At 34.5% G+C, this 16,360-nt stretch carries 17 protein-coding genes; 5 read left to right on the forward strand and 12 right to left on the reverse strand.

The window, feature by feature from the left end; genetic code table 11:
- Positions 1-2: 2 nt before the first annotated feature.
- The 12 genes from ACFEMA_RS11630 to ACFEMA_RS11685 form a co-directional block, all read right to left on the reverse strand.
- Complete coding sequence (locus tag ACFEMA_RS11630; RefSeq protein ID WP_411768372.1) at positions 3-638, reverse strand: intradiol ring-cleavage dioxygenase; 636 nt, start codon at positions 636-638, stop codon at positions 3-5.
- Between the two features lie 119 nt (positions 639-757).
- Entirely contained in the window at positions 758-1,588 is an 831-nt protein-coding gene (locus ACFEMA_RS11635; RefSeq protein WP_411768373.1) for a LytR/AlgR family response regulator transcription factor, read from the reverse strand.
- Positions 1,589-1,805: 217 nt separating this feature from the next.
- A complete protein-coding gene (locus ACFEMA_RS11640) occupies positions 1,806-2,156 on the reverse strand; it encodes a bleomycin resistance protein (protein ID WP_411768374.1) in 351 nt (116 codons plus the stop codon).
- A 158-nt stretch (positions 2,157-2,314) separates the two neighbouring features.
- Positions 2,315-3,070 carry a hypothetical protein gene (locus ACFEMA_RS11645; protein WP_411768375.1) on the reverse strand — a complete coding sequence of 252 codons (756 nt, stop codon included), beginning with the start codon at positions 3,068-3,070 and terminating at the stop codon, positions 2,315-2,317.
- A gap of 85 nt (positions 3,071-3,155) precedes the next feature.
- A complete protein-coding gene (locus ACFEMA_RS11650) occupies positions 3,156-3,908 on the reverse strand; it encodes a DUF6090 family protein (protein ID WP_411768376.1) in 753 nt (250 codons plus the stop codon).
- 54 nt (positions 3,909-3,962) lie between these two features.
- The gene (locus ACFEMA_RS11655; RefSeq protein WP_411768377.1) at positions 3,963-4,742 is read right to left on the reverse strand and encodes a DUF6090 family protein; all 780 of its coding nucleotides are present in this window, start codon (positions 4,740-4,742) and stop codon (positions 3,963-3,965) included.
- Positions 4,743-4,883: 141 nt separating this feature from the next.
- The gene (locus tag ACFEMA_RS11660; protein ID WP_411768378.1) at positions 4,884-5,621 is read right to left on the reverse strand and encodes a DUF6090 family protein; all 738 of its coding nucleotides are present in this window, start codon (positions 5,619-5,621) and stop codon (positions 4,884-4,886) included.
- Between the two features lie 171 nt (positions 5,622-5,792).
- Positions 5,793-6,212, reverse strand: a complete 420-nt coding sequence (locus ACFEMA_RS11665) for a DUF3592 domain-containing protein (RefSeq protein ID WP_411768379.1) — start codon at positions 6,210-6,212, stop codon at positions 5,793-5,795.
- A 164-nt stretch (positions 6,213-6,376) separates the two neighbouring features.
- Positions 6,377-7,393, reverse strand: a complete 1,017-nt coding sequence (locus ACFEMA_RS11670) for a tetratricopeptide repeat protein (RefSeq protein ID WP_411768380.1) — start codon at positions 7,391-7,393, stop codon at positions 6,377-6,379.
- Positions 7,394-7,552: 159 nt separating this feature from the next.
- Positions 7,553-8,278, reverse strand: coding sequence for a DUF6090 family protein (locus tag ACFEMA_RS11675; RefSeq protein WP_411768381.1), 726 nt, complete (start codon positions 8,276-8,278; stop codon positions 7,553-7,555).
- Between the two features lie 120 nt (positions 8,279-8,398).
- Complete coding sequence (locus ACFEMA_RS11680; protein ID WP_411768382.1) at positions 8,399-10,858, reverse strand: T9SS type B sorting domain-containing protein; 2,460 nt, start codon at positions 10,856-10,858, stop codon at positions 8,399-8,401.
- Positions 10,859-10,962: 104 nt separating this feature from the next.
- On the reverse strand, positions 10,963-12,132 hold the full coding sequence (locus ACFEMA_RS11685) for a PKD domain-containing protein (RefSeq protein WP_411768383.1): 1,170 nt from the start codon (positions 12,130-12,132) through the stop codon (positions 10,963-10,965).
- A gap of 191 nt (positions 12,133-12,323) precedes the next feature.
- On the opposite strand from ACFEMA_RS11685, the gene folE reads away from it, so the two are divergent.
- The 5 genes from folE to ACFEMA_RS11710 all read left to right on the forward strand — a co-directional run bounded on the left by folE (position 12,324) and on the right by ACFEMA_RS11710 (position 16,212).
- A complete protein-coding gene (gene folE, locus ACFEMA_RS11690; protein ID WP_411768384.1) occupies positions 12,324-13,001 on the forward strand; it encodes a GTP cyclohydrolase I FolE in 678 nt (225 codons plus the stop codon).
- Positions 13,002-13,058: 57 nt separating this feature from the next.
- A complete protein-coding gene (gene cysS / locus ACFEMA_RS11695) occupies positions 13,059-14,540 on the forward strand; it encodes a cysteine--tRNA ligase (RefSeq protein ID WP_411768385.1) in 1,482 nt (493 codons plus the stop codon).
- A 45-nt stretch (positions 14,541-14,585) separates the two neighbouring features.
- Positions 14,586-14,819 carry a membrane protein insertion efficiency factor YidD gene (gene yidD, locus ACFEMA_RS11700; protein WP_411768386.1) on the forward strand — a complete coding sequence of 78 codons (234 nt, stop codon included), beginning with the start codon at positions 14,586-14,588 and terminating at the stop codon, positions 14,817-14,819.
- 65 nt (positions 14,820-14,884) lie between these two features.
- A complete protein-coding gene (gene lgt, locus ACFEMA_RS11705; protein ID WP_411768387.1) occupies positions 14,885-15,709 on the forward strand; it encodes a prolipoprotein diacylglyceryl transferase in 825 nt (274 codons plus the stop codon).
- Positions 15,706-16,212 carry a DUF192 domain-containing protein gene (locus ACFEMA_RS11710; protein ID WP_411768388.1) on the forward strand — a complete coding sequence of 169 codons (507 nt, stop codon included), beginning with the start codon at positions 15,706-15,708 and terminating at the stop codon, positions 16,210-16,212. The genes lgt and ACFEMA_RS11710 overlap by 4 nt, the downstream gene beginning before the upstream one ends.
- Positions 16,213-16,360: the final 148 nt, after the last annotated feature.

Raw genomic sequence — 16,360 nt, forward strand, 5'->3', positions numbered from 1 at the left:
CATTAGTCATGACCAGGCACATTTTTACCAAGGATAAAATCTCTACGCCCCACCATAATCCCATTTTCTTTTTTTAATGAAAGAATACCATTGCTTCCCCCTCTGGGTCTTGTTGCATTTCTGTCCTCATCAGTAAGCTCTGGGTCGTCATCAAAAAGAAAGCTGCCAAGCCAATAATACTTGCCATTAGGCTCAAGTATAATCGGGTGAATATGAGCTGGTAGGCCACCATAACGAGCGGGCTTAAATGTGTAGAACGTATACGTTCCGTCCTTTCCAGTCTTTATCCAGCCATGTAAATAGCCATACTCTTTTGCCCAGTCTTTTTCATCTCCTCGCTTTGGGTACACTCCATCCCTATTGGTATGATGAACAAAAAGAACCACGCCCTCTGCAGGTGTCTTGCCATCGGCTTCATAAATGGTACCAGTGATCTTAATCTTAGGCTCAGTTTCTTTAAATTCGGGCAAGGTATCGGTTGCTGTTAGTTTACGTTCCCCATAGCCAAGCACGGCTTCACATCCTTCACAAGGCCCACCGACTAGCCTTATCTTTTTACTATCTGTTTTCTGATTTTGCGCACAACTGAAATGACCAAACAAAAGGAATGAAAGAAAAAAAACTTTAAATAAACGCATAATATAAATTTTTAAACGGTAAATGACTCTAGTTCAATTTCAAATGTACTAAATCTAGTGCCCGTTGGCGTAGCGAAATACACAAGCTGAGTTATACATAGTATAATATGAGTAAAGGACTAGAGCAGATTTCCTTTGAGGCCTTTTGTATAATTTCTACTGAGCCTTAACTCCTGGTTATCATCCAAAATAATATCATAATCACCATTGCCTCTGGATTTTAATTTTTTGATTCTGTCACTATTTACAATCGTCGATCTATGAATGCGTTTAAAATTTTTAGGGAGTTTCGTTATAATGCTTTTTAAGCTATCCTTTAGAACATACTTTTTATTATTGGTATGGATATCGAGGTATGCTCCATCAGAAGTAATCCATTTAATGTCGGTAACATCCACAACACTATAGTCTTTACGATTTTTTATAGTAATCGTTTTTATAGGTGTTTTGGAGTGAATTCCATCTTGGGATTTTCTTCTCCAGTAAAATAAGAATAAAACAACCAGAGCAAGGTAGATTGAAAAGGCTATGTAAAGGCGTGTGGATAATTTTTCGGTTATCAGATTCATGAGCGTCACAGGGTTTTCATGGACAACCCTCGAAATGATGGCAAGAATGCATGAAAAAGCAATCAAATGGGTAATAGTGATAATAATTACCAGAAATACAATACTGATCGTATATATTATTCCTTTAAAATATGTATTCGCTTTCTTTATACAGTAATCAAGCATCAAGGCAAAAGGAATAAATAATGGCCAAAATAATTTATAAGCTAGAGATTCAATAAAGACTATTGAAGTCTTATTGATTACAGCACTTATATAATCCTGACCCAACTCAAATAGAGCTATAAAAACAAATAGTATAGAAAATACGATAAAACGTCTTCCGTCACCCGAAAAGAAACCACTGGCTGGTAAGCCTTTTATAATTTTGTTCTTAAACATCGTCTGCATGGATAGCCTTGTCTTTAAATTTATGACAAAAAAATTATTCATCACAACACGTGCACACAATACAATGTCTCATATTGAAATATTGAGTCATCTTTACCGTTAATTTTAATTCTGAAAAAATTGGAATCTCCGAAATGCAGGGCTTTTTTATTAGGTGTCATTCTGAGTGTAACGAAGAATCTCAATAACCTCTTAGTGGATTATTATTTTATATACTTTGCCCAAACGTTAAGAGATTAGTATCTGGGTCGAGAATTGAAAATTCCTTTTGTCCCCAATGCTTTGTTTCTAACTTTCCATTAGGGTGAATCTTAATGTTATTATCTAGCAATGAGTGATAGAAATCATCAATATTGTCAGTTCTAATATAAACTTGACCATAATTTTTTTTAGGCTTAAGTGCCTTAAATGCAAAGAAGTGAATTTCTATGCTCTCCTTTTTAATCATTAAATAATCTTCATAGTCTCCTATTTCTTCAAAACCTAATTGATTGACATAATAATCTCTTGTGACAGACTTATTACGCATTGGTAATTTTGGAATAATATCGGTTAGCATAGGTTTAAATTTTAATAGCTCAAGTAATAGTTCTTTTAATTCTCAGCTCATCTAAAGCCTTTTTCCTTCAATTAACTATAACGGTATTATATATAAGCCGTTTTAATGGTTTTTACCACAGTACTTTGTTGTGCCTGCCTGCGGTAGGCAGGCTTTCGTTATTTTTTTAATTCTATTTCTATTAACTTTTTTATTTCTTCTATTTCGTTTTTCAAGTTGGTATGAAACTCCAATTGAGAATTTGATTGAAAATAATGGTTGCCGATGAGATTTTCGAATTCTTCGTTATCTAATAGAGCTTTATGACGATTGTTTTTAAATTTCGATTCACCAGTAGAATATTTTGAAAAGGCATTATCCATATTTCTAAAATTAAAATTCTTGTACAAGAATGGCATTAAAATATTAGAAAGGTAGCCGGAATAAGTTTTGTCCCACTCTCTGACATAATCAATATTTGAAGTCAATCCGTAAATTTTGTTTTTTAATAATTCAGACTCAATTAATGCAACTTTTCCTGTGTTAAGTCCTTCGTTTAAAGTTCCAGTCCTAAATTCAACCTTTACGCCTTCCATAGCTATAGCTAGTAAACTATCCAATGTTCTTGAGTTGCTATCAGTGGGTGTTTTATTAAACAATTCTAGGATACCCTTTGAACTATTTATCATACTTTCTATTTTGTCAATTTTTGTATTTGCTAAATCAAGATTTCCGACAAATTCATTTAATAGTCTTTGGTTAAATTCATTTGATTCGCTTTGGTTAATCTTATCAGTATTCCAATTATTTATTTGCAGAGCAATTAAAATTCCAATAACGACCAAAATTATTTCTCCAATTGCATAAATCAGATACTTGCTGAATTTATTTTCAGAGAGTAGTCTTTGTCTAATTTTTCTAAAGAATTTTATCATTGGTTGGTGGTTGGTTTTACAATGTTGTGCTTTCGTTATTTTAATTCCTATTTTGCTTTAATAAGTGATTGAAACAGCTTAGCATTTAGTTTATTGTATGAGGAAAAGAACTCTCAATATCAGCTATAACTGCATCAATTTTAACCAAAAGGGAGTCTGCTCTAGGCAACATACTTGTATATCCTGCTTTTTTCGTAAACACAACACCTTGAAAAGCAAGCATTAATTTATTCTTGTCGAAACTCTCCCATAATAATTCATTTTCTTTATTTGAATACAAGGAAATGTCTATAGGCATAGGATATTGAAATGAGTATTCACTCAGATTGTGTCTGTAAAACTCACCAACACTTTCCTGTGTTTTTGTTAAATCGTTCATTCTGAAATTTATATTGATCATCTGGGTAGAAAGATTGTCTGGTATTAATCTCAATTGATTGTTCGAAACTAGTGAGATGTACGTATCATTCTTTAATTCCGTGAATGCATAGTAAATTGGTGAAAAGTCGTTTAATGCTATTTTTTTAAGTGTATCAGATAATAAGACCGAAGATTGCAATCGTTCCGTTATTTGATTTATAAATTTTAAATCTTTTTCCATTGTCAGTTTTCTACGCTCTAAATAGGCAGCATTGTTTCTTAGATCTTTTATATAATTAAGGATTATGTCATCCGTGAGATTCTTTTCAATTCTTGCTTCATTCCAATTATTCACTTGAAGAGCTAATAAAATACCAATCATAACCAGTACAATCTCTCCAATTGCATAAATCAGATACTTGCTGAATTTATTTTCAGAGAGTAGTCTTTGTCTAATTTTTCTAAAGAATTTTATCATTGGTTAATGGTTGGTTATAATAAAGCACAACGATTCTGGCTATGGTTTCGTTATTTAATTTACAGTTTTTAATTCTTTGTCTATTAAAGCAATCATATCAGTCATTTTATTTTTAACATCATTCAATCTAATTTCCTGAACAGTTCCGTAGAAATAATAATTACTAAGCATATTCTCAACTTCTAGAGTATAAAAAAATGATTCTATGTCTGTTTGAAAATTTGATTCGCCAAATCCACTTTTAAAAACGTCATTGGTATTTGGATTAATAACATAATTTAAAGAATTGCGATAGGGTAAATACTTAGAATACAAAGGTGTTTTAATGTTATCATCTAGAAATATCAATCGATTATCTATTTCATCTAGTTCATCCATATACTTGTTCCAAGAAGAGATATGATTTCTAAGTGGTTCGCTCCTTATAATTTCCATTTTGCCAGTATTCAAAATTTCTGTTAGCGTTCCTAATTCTGGATCAAAAGTTGGCGTGAAAATATGTGAAAGTAAAAGTTTAAAAATACTATCCGTTGAGACAACAGTTTTACTATGGATAATCGCCAAGGCTATAGAATCTGAAGTCCTATTTAAATAATTTTGTTCAATTTTGATATCTAGCTGAGTCAAAGCTGAACCTAAGTCTTGTCTTAAATTGTCTAAAGTTTCTATTTCAATAATTTTATTAATTCGAGTTTGATTCCAGTTATTAATCTGCAATGCAATAAGAATTCCAAATACGACGAGCACAATTTCTCCAATGGCATAAATCAAATACTTACTAAATTTATTTTCAGAGAGTAGTCTTTGTCTAATTTTTCTAAAGAATTTTATCATTGGTTAGCGGTTAGTGGTAATGAAGCACAACGGGCTGGTATATGGCATCGTTACCAAGCGCAGCGAGTTATTTATAATTTAGAAAGGTAATAAAAAAGGAGCAAGCGCCAGCAATGGACTATATACGGTGTTGTGCTTTCGTTATTTTTTACGTTCTGCTAATTCAGTGTTAACCATATTTAGAACTTCTTCAGTTTTTTCTTTGAAACCTTTTAAGACTCGTTCGTAGTGTAAATTCAAAAGCTCAAATTGATAGAATGGTCCTAAAATTTTTGGGTCATTAATTAGCTGTTCATAATCATATGCTTTCATTACACCACTGCCTTCTGAATTATTATAAACTTTGAAGTTGTTATATACATCTTCCGCTCGAATCAAACTTATTTGTTCAAGTCTGATAAGAATACCATTTATATCTGATAAATCCGTCGTATAATGTTTTGTAATTCGTTTTCTTAATTCGGTATTTAGAATGATATCAAAACCTCTTTCTTTTAAAAGTTCAAAACCCGAGTTGTTAAAAGTTCTGTACCCTCTGTTATAATAGACATTCATGAATAAACGATCTAGTTTTTTAGCATAGGGTAACTTGTTTTCAATATGTAATATCAGCTCTCTGCTTTGTAGTATTTTAGTTTCTAAACTATTTAAGTTTGTTGATAAAACAGTTACATCTTGCTTAAGCGCTACTTGTATTTCAGATAGAGTTTCTAATTCCGACAATCTTAATTGTCTATTCTGATTCCAAGTATTTATTTGAAGTGCAATTAAAATTCCAATTACAACAAGAACAATCTCTCCAATGGCATATTTAAAATACTTTCCAGTTTTATTTTCCATAAGCAAGTTTTGGCGAATTTTTCTAAAGAATTTTATCATTGGTTAGCGGTTCCTGATAATGAAGCACAACGGGTTAGTATAACTGTCAGTTATGGCTTAAAATTAAACAATATTTCGGTAGGGACCGACGGTAGCAATTCCGAGTGAATTCGGACTTAGTCGAATATGCTATAATTGTTTTTATACAACATAGCATAGGTAGTTTTTTATTCATATTTTACTTATCAACCGTATTATTCCGATTCCAGAAAATAACAAGCCTCCGATTACAAAAATCATTGGAAAGTATGTTTTCCAAAATTCACTATTTACTATTATTTCGTATTCGTTATCTTTTTTCAAGTAAATTATTTGAATCGGTTGATTAATCCGTTTTGGGTCTGCACTTGTATTCAATTTTTGAATCCTTTCAATTCCGTTATTGTCCGTAAATTTTACAATCGAAAAGTGGTAAACTTGTGAATATCCATCAGCATCCTTGCTCCGCTCTTCTTTGAAGCCAATTATTTTAGCTATTGTTCTAATTCCGCCTGCTTGTATTCTACGGTTTGAATTCCAAATATAAAATCCTGAGTATAAAAATCCTCCACCAACTATCAAAAATATAATTGCTCCAATTACGTTTTCCATTCAGTTTCTTTGGTTAGCAAATTACATACAACACTTGTTATAAGAACTGTTGTGTGGTTTAGCACTTAACTTTACAAGTACATGCCAAGTTGGAAATTCCTGCAGGAATTTCAAGAGTAGACGAAAACAAGCAATTACTTATAGCCATTGTTGCATACTTTTTTTTAATTGTTTTTCAGCCATTCATCAAATTTATTCAAAGCATCAGTATTTTCCGCAATCCAATTTTTAGAATTCTCATTGCCAATTTGTGTAATGTACTTACAGTATGTTTCTAAATGTTCGCTTTTAGCCAAGTCATAGAAAAATGTAGTATAAAAAGTCCACCAAATTTCTTTATTCTTCTTCTTTTTCAACTCTCCAAGGACTTTAAAAAACTTCTCAGTATTTTCGACAAACATCTCATCATCACTTTTACCTTCATTTTCTTCTAAAGATTTTGAAGCCTCAAGCATTGAAACCATTAATTCTGCTGCTCCAAATTGGCTATCGTTGTTTGGTGAAAGTAAAATGTTTATTGTATTAGGCTTTTCTTTGTCTTTTGAAACATTTCCACCAAAGTTTTTCTGTAGTATTGAATAAGCATCTAATGACCTTTGCGAGTTTGGTTCTAAGAAGAGAAAATAATGCGAAGAAAGTAAAGTTTGGACTGAATTTCCTTTTTGATTATGAATGCTTGCTAAGATTAAATGACTACTTGAATGATTTGGGTTTAGTTCAATTGCCTTTATGATATTGTCTTCTGCGTTTTCCAAATCGCTTATTTTGTAATAGTTCAGTCCCAAGTTGTAGTAGAGTAAATAATGCCCTTCTGTTTTTTTAATTGCTTTATTAAACAGCTTTATTGATTCTTTGGTTTTACCAAGCATATCTAGAGCCGAACCTTTTGTCATATAAGCTTGAAGCAATAAATCCTTATCCTGCTTTAAAACAACATCTGAATACTTAACAGCCTCTTTATAGTCCCCCTTTGAAAAATAGCTCAGAGCAATCTCATAATTTACTAATGTAGAATTAGGGGCTATTTTCAAAGCTCTTTTGTAAGTTTCGATTGCTTTATCATACTCTCTATTGTCGTGATATTGAATTCCTTCTTTTACGAGATTTTCAATGTCAGATTGAGCAAAACTATTAATTGATAATAATAGCAATATTATAAATCCAAATAATCTTTTTTTCATTGTCTTCTGTTTAAATGGCATGCAACGTGTTCGTGTATGGTTTCGTGGCGTTGGAGAACTAAGTTACCAAAAAAGGACGAACGCAATAGAAATTCGGCAGAATTTCCCGAACAATCTTTAAACGACATGAACTATACACGTTGTTGTGCTTTCGTTATTTTATTTTGGTTTAGTGAGTGCAATAATTGTTTTTATAGTTTTTTGAACTTTTTGTAACTCTCCAGATTTAATAAGTATGTCTTCCATAAGTAAATGATTATTTTTTACTAGATACTCAAACTGTAACGTTTGCAGCGCTTTAAAATCATTCCGTTTATCTTTAAAATTAAATTTAAAATCAAAATGTTTTGCCATGTAAGGATCGTATTGATCAATCATATAATGTCTTGCTCGTAATTCCTCCTCTTGATAATCTTCAATTAAATCATTCCAAGAAATTAGTAAATCTTTTAAGGTGTCATTCTTAATGATATCAAAAGTTGAAGTACTAGAAAGTGCATTAATACTTGTTTGAGAGGGATTAAAAGTAACTCCTCCATAAGACCAAAACAATTGGTAACTTAATGAATCTAAGGTCGACGAAGGTGGTTTAGCAGTTATAGGAAACAAACTCATTATTTTAGCACAATTACTATAAACATGCTGATGTTGTTTAACAACAGAATCTAACTGTTTTTTATTCTGCTTAAATTCTTTATGAATATTTGACAAAATTGCAGTCTCTTTATTGCTATTCTTTCTGTTTTCATTCCAATTATTGATTTGAAGCGCAATTAAAATTCCAATTACAACAAGAAGGATTTCTCCAACAGCATATTTAAAATACTTTCCAGTTTTGTTTTCCATAAGCAAGTTTTGTCTAATGTGTCTGAAGAATTTTATCATTGGTTAGCGGTTTCTGATGATGAAGCACAACAATTGGATATACATACCCACCCAATAACTAAGTCGGGCGAGTTACGAATATCTACACTATAACAACTAAAGTAGTCATTTAAGATTTAGTTATCGCTTTAAACTAAAATGCGCTGTAAATTCTTTACGCTCACCAGTTCTCGGTTCGTCGTATTCTACCTTAAACCAATAATCGCTAGTCGGCATCAAATTGCCTCTGTAAGTACCATCCCATCCAGGACCTTGAGGATCTAACTGCTTTAATAGCTTCCCGTAGCGGTCAAAAATATAAACCTTCGCTAAAGGTTGAGTATCAATACCTACAATGTTCCAACTTTCGTGATTACCATCGCCATTAGGAGTAAAGTATTTTGGGTAATCAATAACCAAAACGGTTGTTGTACCAATACCGCAACCATTAATATCTCTTGCCAACACTACATGCTCTCCTGCTGACACATCCTCAAAGGAACCATTATCTTGCCAAGGCCCATTATCTAAACTAAACTCATAAGTACTACTGCCAGTCGCTGTCGCTTCAATCCTATTGTTTCCAGAAAATGCATTGGAGGTCACTTCAGCAGTTACTATTGGAGGCTCACTTTCTATCACCTCTGTACTATCTGTACTAGAACACATCGTCACTGTAGATGTACTTGTATCTGTAACAACGACACTATAGGTTCCTCCTTGTGTCGGAATTAAACTCGAACTTGTTTCCGTTGGAATTACTGTTCCGTTGAGACTCCATTCAAACGAATAATCAGCATCCGACAATTGGGTGTCAATCACTGGGGGCACATCAACGACTTCCGAGCCGTTTACATTTCGACAAAGGACGTATCTATCATCTATATCAAATATCGGTTGTAAATTAACCTGAAGCGTAACTTCTGCTATTTCAAAACAAGCATCTGGATCTAAGTTATTACTAACACGGGCATAAATCACCTGTGGATTTGCTGGGTTTCCGTTTACGGAAGTATTCTCGTATAGCGTTGGGAGTGGCTCTACATTATTTAAAGCGTCATCCATACTATCGTGATAGGTCAATGTAAACGCCATTGGGTCTTGTCCATCCAAGACTTCAGCATCTTGAGTCGTAAGATCGAACTGCCCAAAACCGTCATTATCCCCAACATTATCACAAATTTCATAAATCAAAGGTTCACCATCACTATTAGCTTCCGCACCTTCAATGACTTCAATATTAAAATTCAATGTACTTACAGAACACCCTGTGGTAATATTGGTAATGGCTACAAAAATTTGTTGTGGGTTAGAGGTATTATTATATGGACTTGCCAAAGCATCCACTACATCATCCGCATCTTGTTGACTGTCGTGATACGTCACCGTAAATTGATTTGGGTCTTGACCATTTAGAATTTCCGTAGTTTTTGACTCCAGATCAAAAGGAAAGACAAAATCTGTATTGTTTTCGCATACCGGGAAATCTGTTACCGTAACACTATCATCTGGCAATGGGTAGACGGTAATATCGAATTCTACCCTCGCATAACAACCAGAATTTGAATTTTCTACTCTAACATAAATCGTTTCTGTAGGATTGGTATTTGTATATGCAGTAGGGTTCGGAATCATATTCGCTCCCATTTCAGCATCATTAGCTGTAAGGTAGTAGGTCGCAAAAACGTCCGGATCACCATTAAAAATATAAGTTTCATTAACGGTGAGGTCAAAAACCTCTTGTAAGTCTCCAATGGTTATATCATCACATAACATTAAATCATCGGGGTCTAAGTTTGGAGTTGGGTTTATGGTTGTCAACGTGATATGATGGCCTAAACCAGTACAGGAGTTATCCGTATTATTATCGACACGCACATAAATATTTTGAGTAAATGGTGAAGCGTCATTCCTATGATTAGAAATGTCTGGTATGGCATTTTGCTCCGCTAAGGCATCTGCCTCATTTTCGTAATACGTGACTGTAATATCCTGTCCCGCTCCAAATAATGCAACAATCTGAGGTGTGGCATCACTAAAATCGAATGTGGTTATCCCATTTGTATTGTCTCCGTCCACGGCATCGTCATCACATGCTTCATACAACAAATTATAACCATTCGGAATTTGTGATGCTGAGACAAATAATTCTAATTGGGCGACCCGATAACAACCATCGGCATTTTCAACTCTAACAAAAAGGACATCAGGGTTTGCTGAAGGATCTGTATTTGTATACGCCGTAGGGTTTGTAATTTCATTCATCGCCATATTAGCGTCAGCGCTATTTGTATAATAGGTAAACGTTTCATTTGCTGCGTTAGCCGAAATTAAATCATTCGCCTCAGTTAAATTAAAGTCCGAAATACCATCAGAATCATTATCACATTGTCGTAATTCTACAGAACTGGTAATCGTTGGCAAGGCATTAACCTGAAGCGTCACAATAGCGGTTGAGTAGCATGATGCGTCCATAGCATTCTCCACCCTAACTACAATCTGTTCAGAAGGTGCAGTTCCATTAGTGTAGTTATTTGGTAATGGACTGGTATTGTTGTCAGCATCGGTTTGATTGTCGTGATAACTGACATTATATTCCATGGGGTCTTGCGTACCTAGAACCTGCCCGTTTATTGAACTTAAAACGAATTCTACAAACCCATTGGTGTCATCACCGTCATTAGCATCATCACATAACTCGTATGTTACGGGATTCGCTGTAGGCTGATAAATACATCTATAAGAAAACTACCTGTTGAATAGCAATCCGTATTCGCAACATTTTCAATTCTAACAAATATGGTTTCTTCTTGGTAAGCTGTTTGGTTTGTATATGGGTTAGACAACGGAGCCATATTCATCTCAGCATCATTGAGATTAGCATGAAACGTAATATCAAAGTCTGAAGCTGGTTGTCCTCCTAAAATGATAGACTCTAAAGCTAAAAAATCGAAAGCCCAAAACCCGTCGTTGTTGTCATCACAAATGATTTGATTATTTACTGGATTAGCTGTTGGAATATCATCGATAATAAATTCCATAACATCAGTATCTGAGTCACTATTGATATCGGTAACCGTAACTCTATAAACCCCTTCATCACTAACCGTTATGGAAGACATGCCAACCGTACCTGGTATAGACACAAAGCCTGTACCATCGTCATACTCCCAATCGTAGCCAATAAAATCTGGTTCGTTATTTGGGTTGGCATCTAAGGTAATGGATTGTGGACCACATACACGTTGATCTGGGCCTAAAATACCATCAACATTTATAATACTGCAGTCGGTAGATCCTCCAGCTGGAGTACCAAAATTTGTTTGATTAATTTCTATAACGCCTTCACCACCGCCCCAATTAGAAACCAATAACAAATAATACTCTCCTGCGATTGCATTGGGTAAGGTCATTGATTCTATTGAAGCTGGTGACCAGCTACAATCTACAATATTCGAATTATCCAAGTCATTTGGATAGTAGTTAGGGTTTTGGACATTGTCAGGGCAAGTAGGGCAATTGGTGTTTATGTTATTACAATTTCCATCTGGTGAAGCAAATGGTCCCCAAACAACAAAGTCAACATCGATACCACCACCACCATTACTAGTTTGTACTATTTCAAATTCTAAATTACCTGTTTGACCAACTCTTAAAAAGAACCATGAAGGTCTTGGTGGAGTACCCAAGCAAGCAATATCAGTATTGATATTTGTTGAAGAATCATTGTTGTTTTCAAATACAAAATTTCCTGTATTATCAGAACAAATTGGTCCGGCTTCATCACAAGTAACCCCTCCTGGCGAATTAACTTGTGAAAAACAAATAGCAGAAACTAATAAGAATAAAAAACTGAATATTTTTATTTTGGGCATAGTAATAAAAATTACGGACGTGAAAATTACTAAAATTTACAAGAAATTCACCATCGTTTGTCGAGGAGTCCTACCTATTAACGAACTTTATCTTAAAACAAGTATAAATCTAAAACGCCTATCTCCACTATACTATTTTTATTATGTATCTTTGCGCTCTTGTTTTAAGTCGGTTAAAAGATAAGACATAAATGAAATTAGATAACGATTTTAATGATATTGATGCTATAGGAGATGACCACGTAGGATCTTCTAGTGAAACACCAATGCGCAAAGATGCATTTCGATTAAATGCTTCAGAAAAGATTGAGATTATCAGGGACGATGTACGCCATATTATGGAGACCTTAGGCCTTGATCTTAGTGATGATAGCCTTAAAGGGACACCCAACCGTGTGGCCAAAATGTTTGTCAATGAGATTTTTGGCGGATTGGATCCTAAGAAAAAACCGAGCGCATCAACCTTTGAGAACAAATACAAATACGGAGAAATGTTGGTAGAAAAGAATATCTCGGTTTATTCTACCTGCGAACACCATCTCTTGCCAATAGTCGGAAAAGCCCATGTAGCCTATATATCGAGTGGTAAGGTTGTTGGCTTATCCAAAATGAACCGTATTGTCGATTATTTTGCAAAACGCCCACAAGTACAAGAGCGATTAACGATACAAATTGTTAAGGAGTTACAAAATGTCCTTGATACTGAAGACGTGGCTTGTGTAATCGATGCAAAGCACTTATGCGTTAACTCTAGAGGTATTAGAGATATTGAGAGTAGCACGGTAACTTCAGAATTTGGCGGGAAATTCAAGGAAAAAGAGACACGTCGAGAATTCTTGGATTATATAAAATTAGACACACAATTTTAACGTTTACTTTGTTTTTAGTTATTTAGCTTTGTTAACGACACACTGAAATTGAATAGAATGCCACTTTACCAGCAACAAAACTTAAAGATTTACAATACACTTTCTGGGGAAAAAGAAACGTTTAACCCCATCGAAGACGGTTATGTTGGTATGTATGTTTGTGGTCCAACCGTTTATAGCAATGTGCATTTAGGGAATGTGAGGACATTTATGTCTTTTGATGTGGTCTTTCGCTATTTAAAGCATTTGGACTATAAAGTACGTTATGTGCGTAATATCACTGATGCTGGTCATCTTGAAAATGATGCGGATGTCGGTGAAGACCGTATTGCTAAAAAAGCGCGTTTAGAAGCTATTGAACCTATGGAAGTGGTGCAACGTTATACTGTTGATTTTCACAACATCCTTAACACGTTCAATTTTTTACCTCCAAGTATTGAACCTACGGCAACTGGCCATATTATTGAACAGATTGAAATCATAAAAACCATTTTAGATAATGGATTTGCTTATGAAGTGAATGGATCTGTTTATTTTGATGTCCTTAAATACAACGAATCAAAGCCCTATGGCATTCTGAGTAAGCGTAAAGTTGAAGACCTTATTCATAATACGCGACAGCTTGATGGGCAATCCGATAAGAAGAACCCACAGGATTTTGCACTTTGGAAAAAAGCAGAGCCACAACATATTATGCGTTGGCCTTCACCATGGAGTGACGGTTTTCCTGGTTGGCATTTAGAATGTACAGCCATGAGTACAAAATACCTAGGTGAAAATTTTGATATCCATGGTGGTGGAATGGATCTTAAATTTCCGCATCACGAATGTGAAATTGCACAGTCAGAAGCTAGTAACGATTCTGCTCCTGTAAACTTTTGGATGCATGCCAACATGCTCATTATGAATGGCAAAAAAATGGCAAAATCCACTGGAAATTTTATTCTGCCAAATGAAATATTTTCAGGGGACAATCCACATATTACCAAAGCTTTTACTCCTGGTGTAGCACGTTTCTTTATGTTACAAGCCCATTACAGAAGCATCTTAGATTTCACTAATGATGGTTTACTAGCTAGTGAAAAAGGGTTTAATCGACTCATGGAAGCCATAAAAAATGCAGAAGGCCTTAAAACAAGTTCGTCTTCGACCTTTGATGTGTCCGAATGGAAACAGAAGTGCTATGACGCCATGAACGATGATTTTAATACTCCCATTTTAATCGCAACATTGTTTGAGGCTGTTAAAACCATCAATAATATTAAGGATGGTAGTGAAACCATTACTTCTGAAGATTTAGAGATTTTGAAGAAGACACTTAATGTGTTTACTTTCGATATTTTGGGACTTACAGATAGTAAAGATGAAAGTTCAAATTCTGATCAATTGGCTGGCGCTGTTGAAATTTTAATCAATCTAAGAAAGGAAGCCCGTATCAATAAAGATTTTGCGTTATCTGATAAAATTAGGGATGAATTGGCAGAAGTAGGTATTACTTTAAATGACGGACGAGAAGGCACGACCTTTACCACCAATTAGAATACTTTTTAAATGCTTTCTAATTGATTGACATTGACTATTATTATGAAAAAAGTCTTGATTGCTCCTTTTCTGTTTTTAATCAAACTCTATCAGACTTTTATTTCTCCTATTACTCCTGCAACCTGCAGATATCAACCAACCTGTTCTCACTATACTAAAGAAGCGCTAGAAAAGCATGGGTTATGGCGAGGTGGCTGGTTGGGAGTTAAGAGGATTTTTAGTTGTCATCCCTGGGGAGGTAGTGGTTATGACCCTGTTCCTGAAAAGGAAAAGTAATTCCACATAAAACCAATTTTGGTTCACAGCTAAAATCTTATCTTTACCGAATAAACTATACACCTATGCATGCACTTCAAATCGTTTGGGATCCGACAAAAGGAATCGATTTAGGCTTTTTTACACTTCATTTTTATAGTATGATGTGGATCGTGGCTTTTGTTCTTGGTTTTTTTATCACTAAGCGGATCTACAGAAACGAAGGACAATCTGATGAGTCATTAGATTCTTTGTTCATCTATTCCGTGTTAGGGATTATGATTGGAGCGCGATTAGGTCATGTGATATTTTATCAGCCAGAATTGATAAGTGAAGACTTCTTTAGCATCTTCTTACCATTTAGTTTTAAGGATGGCATTCGCTTTACCGGGTTTCAAGGATTAGCAAGTCACGGAGCCGCTATTGCAATGATTTTTTCGATGTATTTATATAATAAAAAAGTACTTAAAAAAACGGTGCTTTGGATATTAGATCGTGTGGTAATTCCTGTAGCATTAGGTGCTGTGTTTGTAAGAATAGGCAACTTTATCAATTCTGAAATTATTGGTGAATATACTGGTACAGATTACGGTGTTGTCTTTAAGCAACTGGGTGAAACGGCTCCTCGCCATCCAGCACAATTATATGAAGCGTTTTGTTATGTTTTCGTGTTTTTGGCACTCTTCTATTTCTATTGGAAAACCAAAAAATCAGAGCAGCAAGGCTTTTTGTTTGGTCTGTTTTTAGTGTTGCTATGGACAGTTCGATTCTTCGTGGAATTTGTAAAAGAACCTCAAAATATTGAACGTGCTGATTGGGTTTTAAATACTGGTCAGTTATTGAGTATTCCTTTTATACTTATCGGGCTCTACTTTATGTTTATGTATAAACCTAAGCCTACTACCAAATGATATTTAACAGTCGAATAAAATCACTTTGCATTCTTGGTTTAGGGTTAACGCTTTCCAGTGTTTCCTGTAAGGATAACTCTAAAGCAACTACACCAAAAGCCACTGATATTCCTTTTACTAAAGAAGGGACACTTCAATTGGTAAAAGCAGAGACCGATTCTATTATTGTCAATTTAGATATTGAAGTTGCGGATGATGATTATCAAATCCAGACGGGGTTAATGTACCGTAATAGTTTAAAGTCCAATCACGGGATGCTGTTTATATTTCCTACGGAAGCTTACAAGAGTTTTTATATGAAGAACACAAGAATTCCTTTAGATATCATTTATATCGACAAGGATAGTGCTATTGTAAACATTCAGAAGAACGCTGTTCCTTTTGATGAGACCTCTCTACCCTCTTCTGCTCCTATTCAATATGTATTGGAGGTCAACGCAGGCTTATCTGAACAATGGGGATTGGAATCTGGGGATAAGATACGATTTGAAATTACAAACTAACACATAGAGAATTCAAAGTTTTCGTCAATTAGAGTGTCAAATCTGTGATTTGATTTATCGAAAACAAGAAAATTTTGAAATTAAATACACTTCAAATTAAATACACTTCTCGATACTCCACGCTTTTTGCGTGCCGCTCGAAGAGACG

The organism is Winogradskyella sp. A3E31, assembly GCF_046720935.1.
GTDB lineage: Bacteria > Bacteroidota > Bacteroidia > Flavobacteriales > Flavobacteriaceae > Winogradskyella.